The organism is Formosimonas limnophila, assembly GCF_014652675.1.
GTDB lineage: Bacteria > Pseudomonadota > Gammaproteobacteria > Burkholderiales > Burkholderiaceae > Hydromonas > Hydromonas limnophila.
The window spans coordinates 36,315-44,876 of record NZ_BMZG01000013.1 but is presented as its reverse complement, the minus strand read 5'-3'; the positions used below and the strand labels follow the sequence as shown (position 1 = coordinate 44,876).

4 protein-coding genes are annotated in these 8,562 nt (G+C 46.1%); all 4 read right to left on the bottom strand.

What is annotated here, in order from left to right; genetic code table 11:
* Window positions 1-609 precede the first annotated feature (609 nt).
* The 4 genes from IE082_RS10380 to IE082_RS10365 all read right to left on the bottom strand — a co-directional run bounded on the left by IE082_RS10380 (window position 610) and on the right by IE082_RS10365 (window position 8,559).
* Window positions 610-2,730, bottom strand: coding sequence for an alkyl/aryl-sulfatase (locus IE082_RS10380; RefSeq protein WP_229809822.1), 2,121 nt, complete (start codon window positions 2,728-2,730; stop codon window positions 610-612).
* A 577-nt stretch (window positions 2,731-3,307) separates the two neighbouring features.
* Complete coding sequence (locus IE082_RS10375) at window positions 3,308-4,729, bottom strand: TolC family outer membrane protein (RefSeq protein ID WP_189493844.1); 1,422 nt, start codon at window positions 4,727-4,729, stop codon at window positions 3,308-3,310.
* Window positions 4,730-4,738: 9 nt separating this feature from the next.
* Window positions 4,739-5,404 carry a protein-L-isoaspartate O-methyltransferase family protein gene (locus IE082_RS10370; RefSeq protein WP_189493843.1) on the bottom strand — a complete coding sequence of 222 codons (666 nt, stop codon included), beginning with the start codon at window positions 5,402-5,404 and terminating at the stop codon, window positions 4,739-4,741.
* 29 nt (window positions 5,405-5,433) lie between these two features.
* Window positions 5,434-8,559, bottom strand: coding sequence for an efflux RND transporter permease subunit (locus tag IE082_RS10365; protein WP_189493842.1), 3,126 nt, complete (start codon window positions 8,557-8,559; stop codon window positions 5,434-5,436).
* Between the last annotated feature and the right edge of the window lie 3 nt (window positions 8,560-8,562).

Here is an 8,562-nt window from a genome sequence, read left to right as displayed (position 1 = left end):
GATGCAGCGCAAAGGCAATTTGTTCTTCCGTAAACTTGCTGGTCTTCATGAGCTTCTCCTCTTCGTTTGGCTCAGTTTAACCGCTTTTTTCTAATTATCCCTGATACACTTTTTTGGGAGGACGTCACTGACTGTTCACGTAGGTTATCGCACGATAATTTTCGCTGAAATTATAATAATTCTTAGTCGCTCCATAAATTAACCAATTACTGAAATACATGCAGATTAAAAAAACGTATCTTGTGCTTTCCACATAATAAAAAATAAGTGTTACTAAACAAGCTTGAGCGACTATAAAAATGAGAATATTTTTTTTCATCATTCCTCCTTTATTAAACCGCGAATTAAACTACGAAAGGCAATTTCGTGAAATTTACAGCAATTTTGGGACTTAACCCTAAAATGATCCATATCATTGCATCAGTAATTTTCGCCATTTTGGGAGGGGGGCTATAACCTTGCACAACGCACTGACAGGTATTAGTATCGGAATTTAAGCTCTATGAGTGGAGGTGGCTAAGTACGGGAAATACAAAATGGGAGAACACAGAACAGATGCTCCCCCATTTTATTAACAACAGGCCACTAAAACAATACCACTGTTAAAAGTTAACCCCCACTGGTGTCTGCTAACTCACTTGCTTCGAAGGGATCAGCGGCGGTCTTATGGTGATGGTTTGACTCAGGTGATTTTGTACCTGGTAGTAATTCAAAATTAGGCACAAAGCGGACAATAGACGTACGTAGTAAATCAAAATATTTACGATCGCCGTCAAGTTTAGCTTTACCATCTGCAATGAGCTGATCAAAAGTTGCAGTCCCACCCATGATTTTTTCCAGCTCAGTGCGATTGATAGTTAGCGTTAAGTCAGGCTTAGTTGCCTGTTGGCCCTTGATGTTTGTGAGTGCGCTGTTGCTTAACTCCACAACAAATTTTTCACCGTTATCTGGCAGCACAAGGTTCATGACAAAATTAACGCCATCTACTTTTTTAACGTCCATGGCAATTGCCAATGAGTTTAACCATAACTCGGTCGCCATCGCTTTAATCATATCTGGTCCATTTGACTTCGGTGGTGTGCCAGATGGCATGCCATGACGCAGCTCATAAGCAGCAGCCAAAAAGCTGTTCCGAACACTAGGGCTTTCTTTTTGGTAGCCGATTTGCTCAAAAGAGTCCGCCAATAAGTCTTTAGCCTCTTGGTTTGTTGGTTCAGCATAAACCAGCTTGTTCAAAATCTCCATTGCTGCTCTGTATTCGCCTTTGTCATTGAGCTCTTTGGCTTTTCTTATGATTTTCTTAGCACCCCCCATCATTTCAACATACAAAGGGGCTGAGTCTCTGGGTGACAAAGGAATCAATGTTGCAGGATTGGCATCCCAATAGCCTAAGTAGCGATTGATGACTGCGCGACTATTGTGCTCTTCCGAGCCATGATAACTATGGGCGTGCCACTTATTTTTCAAGGAATCGGGTACTTGATATTCATTGTGAACTTCATTGATAGTGACACCTTGATTAGCCAAATGCAAGACTTGATTGTTCAAATGAGCATAAGCATCGCGTTGGGTGCGCATGACATCTTGGACACGTTGGTTGCCAAAACGTGGCCATGAATGTGATGCAAACATGTATTCTGCTTGTGTACCGTAACGATACAAAGCGTTATTAATATGTTTAGACCAAGCTAGAGGGTCACGTACCAAGGCACCGCGTAGCGTATAAATATTGTGAATTGTGCCTGTGATGTTTTCAGCAGCCCAAAATGCTTTAAATTGAGGAAACCAAGTGTTCATTTCAGAAGGAGCTTCTGTACCAGGCGTGCTTTGAAACTCCATGGCCACGCCATCAATTGTAATAGTCTCGAAGTCTTTTGACACATATCGAGATGGTTCGATTAAGCCTAAATTACCCGAAGCCGTGTTTTTGCCAATGGATTGATCAACATGGCCAAATGGGCTACGCGGCAATAATACGCCATATTGAAAGAACATCCGTCGGTTCATGGCATTGCCCGCATATACATTTTCAGCAACAGCATGCTCCATAAAGCCTGCTGGGGCAATAACAGGTACTTTGCCGCTTCTCACGTCCGCCTCATCCACGACACCACGCACACCACCAAAATGGTCCGCATGAGAATGTGAATACACAACGGCCACTACAGGTCGTTTGCCCAGTTTTTCGTTAATGAAGTCCAAGGCTGCTTTAGCTGTTTCTTTAGCGGTCAATGGGTCAAATACAATCCAACCTTTGTTTGTTTTCACGAAACTGATGTTTGCCAAATCAAAACCACGGACTTGGTAGATTTTCCCTGGGACTACTTCATATAGCCCATAGGCCATATTCAAAATAGCTTGACGTTGTAAAGATGGGTGAATGCTGTCAAAATTTTCGCCTTCCTTTAACAGGTAATCATAGCTGCCCATGTCCCAAGCAACGTTACCAGCTTCAGCCATAATTTGTTTGTAATTGGGAGCAGCTATAAAACCCTTTTTTGCTTCTTCGAAATCAGTTTTATCATCAAACGGCAACGATTTGCGTAAACCGTTTTGCAATTCAATTGTAAATTCTGATGGCATTTTTCCTTTTGGATCAAAATGCTTGCCCTCCTTCGCGCCTGGATCAACGATGATCGCACCACCACCAGCAGCTAGAGATGATTGGTTGCTGGCGAGCAGAAATATAAATGGCAATGCTAATTTACTTAAACGAATAGTGTAACTCATAAATTTCCTTTGCTTTCTTTGTGTATTGGAAAATGAAAAACACACCTCAATTTAAATTTGAGGGGAGTTTAAAAACTAAATTATTATCGTGAATTAAACTACGACAGGCAATTTTCAAGAAGTTTCAAAGTGAGCACTTGAGTCGGAGCTTAGTGATTGAAATAAACCATGTGATGCTTCACTTGGTCTTTTTCAATCTAAGTAAATTGCTATTCGTACTATACACCCATTTTAATAATGGTTTATTTTATTGTGCTTAAATGACCACTGTCAACTAAAGTTGACACTTGCCTAAGTTAGGCTTAGGCTGTATTTGCATAAAAATCAGCCCAAGTGAGCACTTTGTTTTGCTATGCTGAAGATTTTCTGACATCAATGCACGATGGGATTACAAGAGCCTAGATAAACCACGCAGTAAATAGAAGAGCAATTATCAAAATCGCAAGAAAGTTCTTTTGCCTACAACCCTCATTTAGAACATCCAGTCTATTCAGATCTGAGTCATAGCTGGAAAGCCACATGACGTGGCATTTGAGTATTCACAAAACCCCAAGCATTTTCAAGAGCAGGCGACCCGCTATTGGGTGCTCTTAACAACAACCGTGCGGCTGGTGCTTTTGGGATCATTTAGTTGTTGTAATGAGGCAGACTCAACTTCTTGCTCTCTCAGTGTTTCAGGAGATGACTCCAAAAACTGATTAATGTAGCGCACATCGTCGTCATGCAATTGACCAATCGCTGCTTTTAAGTTCACATTACCGATGATAGTATTGTACTGAGCCTGTGCCAAATCAATCTTGGTCTGAGCGTCGGTTTGTTGCGCATTAAGCACATCAATGTTGATCCGCATACCCAAATCATAGCCAATGAGGTTGGAGCGCACCGATGCAGCGGACGCTTTTTGAGCCTCCTCTAGCGCCGCGATGGTCTTTAGGCCAGAAACAGCTTGGTTGTATGAGCTTCGCGTGCTCTGAGCCACCTGCGTTTGTATGCTTCGCACCGTTTGAATGCTTTTGGTTGCCAATGCTTCTGCTTCGCGGACCTGTGCACCAATCAAACCACCATCAAAAATAGGCATGGACAATTCGAGTCCGACACTGGTGACTCGACTTTTAACATCTTTGTCGTGATTCAGTTGTGTGGCTTTCCACGTCTGGCTGGCCACAAAATCAAGCTTGGGTAAACGTGCTTGAGCGCGCTTGGTTACTTCGAGCTTGGCAATGTCCAAAGAGAGTTTTGCAATGCGCACATTATAGTTTTCGGCTTGAGCACGCTCCACCCATTTAGCTTGGCTATCTGGCACGGGCATTTTGAGCTTGAACGATGCAGTAAGCGCCGCCAAAGGCTCATTAATGGGCTGGCCAATCATGTCCTCTAACGAGGCTAAGGCATTATCCGCATTGCTTTTTGCCGTAATCGCCTCAGCTTCAGCACGATGATAAGCAGCCGTAGCTTCTTGAACGTCAATGATGGTGGTATTGCCCACATCAAAATTGCGTTGTGCCATTTTGCGCTGTTGCTCAGCAGTGGTCTGTTTGTCCATCGACACTTGCGCTATCTTTTGAGTCAAGAGTGCATTGCAATAAGCCTGCACAACCCGAGAAATCAAATCCTGACGAGCTGCTTGCAATGTCAGCTCGCCAATATTGATATTGGATTTGACCTGTTTGAACGCCGTCAAACTATCGAGTTGAATCAAAGGCTGAGTGAGCGTCACAGAGGCACTGGCAGGATACGTTTCAGACACCCTGTCTTGATTATGAAAGGTTTCGCGGGTTGATCTTAACGCCCCTGCCGCGACAACCGTAGGCAAAAGTACCGCGCGAGCTTGCTTCTTTTGCTCATCGGTGGCTATTTTTTGTGCGCTGGCAGCCTGATACGTTGCATCATTGGCTTGCGCCAACTCATAAGCCTGCCATAAATCAAGCGCGTACACTGGCCTGACCAATAAAGCACTGGCAAGACCGAACACACTGATGACTAAACTGGTTTTTTTCATGGCAGACACTTAAAATCGAAAGGTGTTGCTTGGGTTTGGCTGCTTCAATGCAGGCACAAGCGTTTCAAACAAAACAGTTGATGACCAACTGTTCTCTGATTCACGCTCTACCAAACAGGCGTGCATAACAGGTGCATCAGCAGCACCAATTACCGCAAACATCCGCCCACTCACTTTGATTTTTTGCTTGATGGCATCAGTCAGCACCGACACACTGCCTGCCAACACAAAGGCATCGAATTTCTCACTACTGTGCTTCAAACCATCTGATAACTCAAAATTAATGTTGCGCACATGATGCGCATTCAAATTTTTCTGTGCGAATTGTAAAGTGCGCTCATCAAGCTCATAGACTGTCACACTGCGTGCAAACCGGGCCAGTAAAGCCGCGAGATAACCGTCACCCAACCCCACCAAACCCACTTCATCGGTGGATTGAAGTGACAAGCTTTGAACAATGCGAGCCACCACGCGAGGCGGCAACAAACGCGTACCCGTGTCCACCCCATCAATCACCAACGGCAAATCCGTATCCATATAGGCAAATGACCGATGCGTTATAGGCAAGAACGGCGCACGAGGGACGTCATTCAACGCTGCCAATACCGCAGTATCGTGCACATCCCATGGCCGAATTTGCTGCTCAATCATGTTAAACAGTGCGTCTCGTTTCATCGAACTTCCCTCAGTTTTTATTCAGTGCTTCAGTGTGTGTGGGGATCAGGATTGTTTTTGGCAAATATTTTGCGCAACTTGTGTCCCCAATCATCCAAGTAGGTGTAGACCACGGGCACCACCACCAAAGTCAGCAGCGTCGAAGTAATCGTACCGCCAATCACCGCCTGTCCCATCGGTGCACGACGCTCCGCGCCGTCACCGAGTGCCAGCGCCAGCGGAAACATCCCAAAAATCATAGCAAGTGTGGTCATAAGAATCGGTCGCAAACGTATCTTCGCCGCTTCCATGATGGCCTCTGTGCGCGATGAGCCTTCGGCACGCGCTTGGTTAATGAAGTCGATTAATAAAATAGCATTTTTCGTTACCAACCCCATGAGCAGCACGAAACCCACCATAGAGAACATATTAAGTGACGATTTGAAAATCAGTAGTGCCAAAAAAACACCAATCAACGACAAAGGCAACGTACTCATAATGGCCACAGGCTGCAAAATACTATTGAACTGCGACGCCAGTACCATGTAAATGAACACCACCGCAATTGCCAAAGCGGTTAGAGCATAGCCACTTGACTCTTTTTGATCCTGAGAATCACCAGAAACGACGTAGCGATAACCCATGTCCCATTTCATTTTGGACAGAACCGCTTCCATGTCTTTGGCCACATCGCCCGAGCTGCGTCCCGCAGGATTGGCATCAATTTGAATCTGACGTACAAGGTTCTGGCGCACAATTTCATTGGCCGTCTCACCCTCAGTCAATGTCGCCACATCACCAACCCGAACCAGTACAAGCGAGCCATCGGCATTGGTCGCACCGCTGGCTATGCGCAAGTTAGCAATGTCTGCGGGTTGCGCGCGCTGAGACTCTGACAAGCGCAGTGAGATATCGTAATCTTCATCATTCGGGGCACGCCATGTACCCGCAGTATCGCCCGTGACCAAGTTGGCCAGCGTGTTCGCCAAGCCAGTGGTGTTCACACCAAGATCCGCGGCACGTTGGGCATCCACTTTAAGGTCAATGGCCGGCTTTTTTTCAGCCACAGATGACTCCAAATCTTGCACACCTGAGACTTCTTTCAGCTTAACCATCGCCTCTTTGCTGTAGGCTTCGAGCCGCGTTAAGTCAGGACCTTGAATGTTATAGACCAGCTGCTTGTTGCTGCCTGATGGACCGCCTTCTTGACCTGCCACCTTTGAGATACTGATGCCAGCGATTTGACTCAAACGACCACGTACGGCAGTTTTGAGCTCATCTGTTGAGCGAGAGCGCTCACCTTTTGGTACCAAGCGAATATTGATTCGAGCTGAATTACTGCCCGACGTACCACCACCGATTCGAGCAAAACTGTAGTCAACCTCCGGGAACTCGCTTTTCAGGACTTCTTGAACCTGTTGGGTTTTTGCTGTCGTTTGCTCAAGCGTACTGCCCACCGGCGTTTTGAAACTGATATTCATTTCTGAATAATCACCCTGTGGCAAAAACTCCGTGCCAATGAGCGGAATGATGAGAAAGCTGCTTAAAAACGTCCCCAACGCAATGGCCAAAGTGGCCAACCGATGACGCAAAGACCACCCCAATAAACGCTGGTAGGTCTGAGAAAATCGCTCAACATAACCCTCAAACCAGACCAAAACTTTCGCACCACGTCGTTTTTCCAAAGGCTTATTCGCTTCAGGGTCGTACCAAATAGAAGACAACATCGGGTCAAGTGTGAATGAGACAAACATCGAAAGCAAAACCGCCACCACCACCGTGATGCCAAATGGGTGAAAAAACTGCCCAATCACACCATTCATGTAAGCAATCGGTAAAAACACAGCCACAATACTCAGCGTGGTCGCGAGTACCGCCAAAGCAATTTCCTTCGTGCCATCAAGTGAAGCGGTGTAATGATCTTTGCCCATCTGCACATGGCGCACAATGTTTTCACGCACCACAATCGCATCATCAATCAACAAACCGACAGACAAAGACAGTGCCATCAGCGTCATGGTGTTGATCGTGTAGCCAAGCAAAGAAATAAACGCAAACGTCCCAATCATGGCAACAGGCAAGGTCAACGCGGTAATCACGGTGCTGCGCCATGAATGCAAAAATAAAAACACAATCATGATGGTGAGAATCGCGCCTTCAAAAATCGTATTACGCACCTCATCCACACTCGACTTAATCGACACCGACTGATCTGTGCGCACCGCAATATCAATGTCTGCCGGCAAATTTCGCTTTAAATCATCAAGCACCGCGCGAATACCTGTGGCAACCGAAAGCGTGTTCGTTCCACTGGATTTAGAGATGGACAATGCCAGTGTTGGTTGACCATCAGTCAGTGATGCACTACTTTTTTCTTTGATACCGTCCTCAACTGTCGCCACTTGAGACAAGTACACAGGTTGGCCACCACGTACTCCGATGACCAGCCGCCTAAAGCCCTCAAGGTCAACGATTCGGCCTTTGACCTGCACGATGATTTGTTTCTCTTGGTTGTCAATCGTCCCAGCAGGCAGCTCTTGATTCGCGGCCTTAATCGCATTGGCAATCGCATCCACACCAATGCCCAAACTTTCTAATTTATTCGCATCCAAAATGATGTTGATTTGGCGAGTCACGCCTCCAAAAACGCTCACTTCACCCACACCCGATGCTGTTTGCAGGCGTGGTTTGATGGTGTTTTCCGCGATGTCGGTTAATTCGCGTAAGCTGCGATTGTTGCTGGTCGTGACGACCAATGACATAATCGGCGCGGCATTGGGGTCATTTTGTGACACCACGGGATCGTCGACTTCATCACGCAGACTACGTTTGGCCCGATCAATTTTTGCCCGCACGTCTTGCATGGCTTGATCCATGTCCGTATTGAGCTCAAACTGAGCCACCACCACAGACACCCCCTCATACGATCGTGAAGTGAGTGTTTTGATGCCATTGACAGTATTCAATGCCTCTTCAATCGGCCGCGATACATCATTCTCAACCGAGGTTGGCGCAGCACCCGCATAGGTGGTTTGCACCACAATCACAGGCAAGGTCACTTCAGGAAACTCATCAACCGCCATTTTTTGATAGCCGATGACGCCCAAAACCACCAATGCCAACATCATCATGACGGCAAACACGGGGTTTCTGATACTGACTTTGGTGAACCACATAGA

Coding starts and splice junctions, on each gene's coding strand:
- IE082_RS10380 (WP_229809822.1), bottom strand. CDS start 2,730: ATGAGTTACACTATTCGTTTAAGTAAATTAGCATTGCCATTTATATTT.
- IE082_RS10375 (WP_189493844.1), bottom strand. CDS start 4,729: ATGAAAAAAACCAGTTTAGTCATCAGTGTGTTCGGTCTTGCCAGTGCT.
- IE082_RS10370 (WP_189493843.1), bottom strand. CDS start 5,404: ATGAAACGAGACGCACTGTTTAACATGATTGAGCAGCAAATTCGGCCA.
- IE082_RS10365 (WP_189493842.1), bottom strand. CDS start 8,559: ATGTGGTTCACCAAAGTCAGTATCAGAAACCCCGTGTTTGCCGTCATG.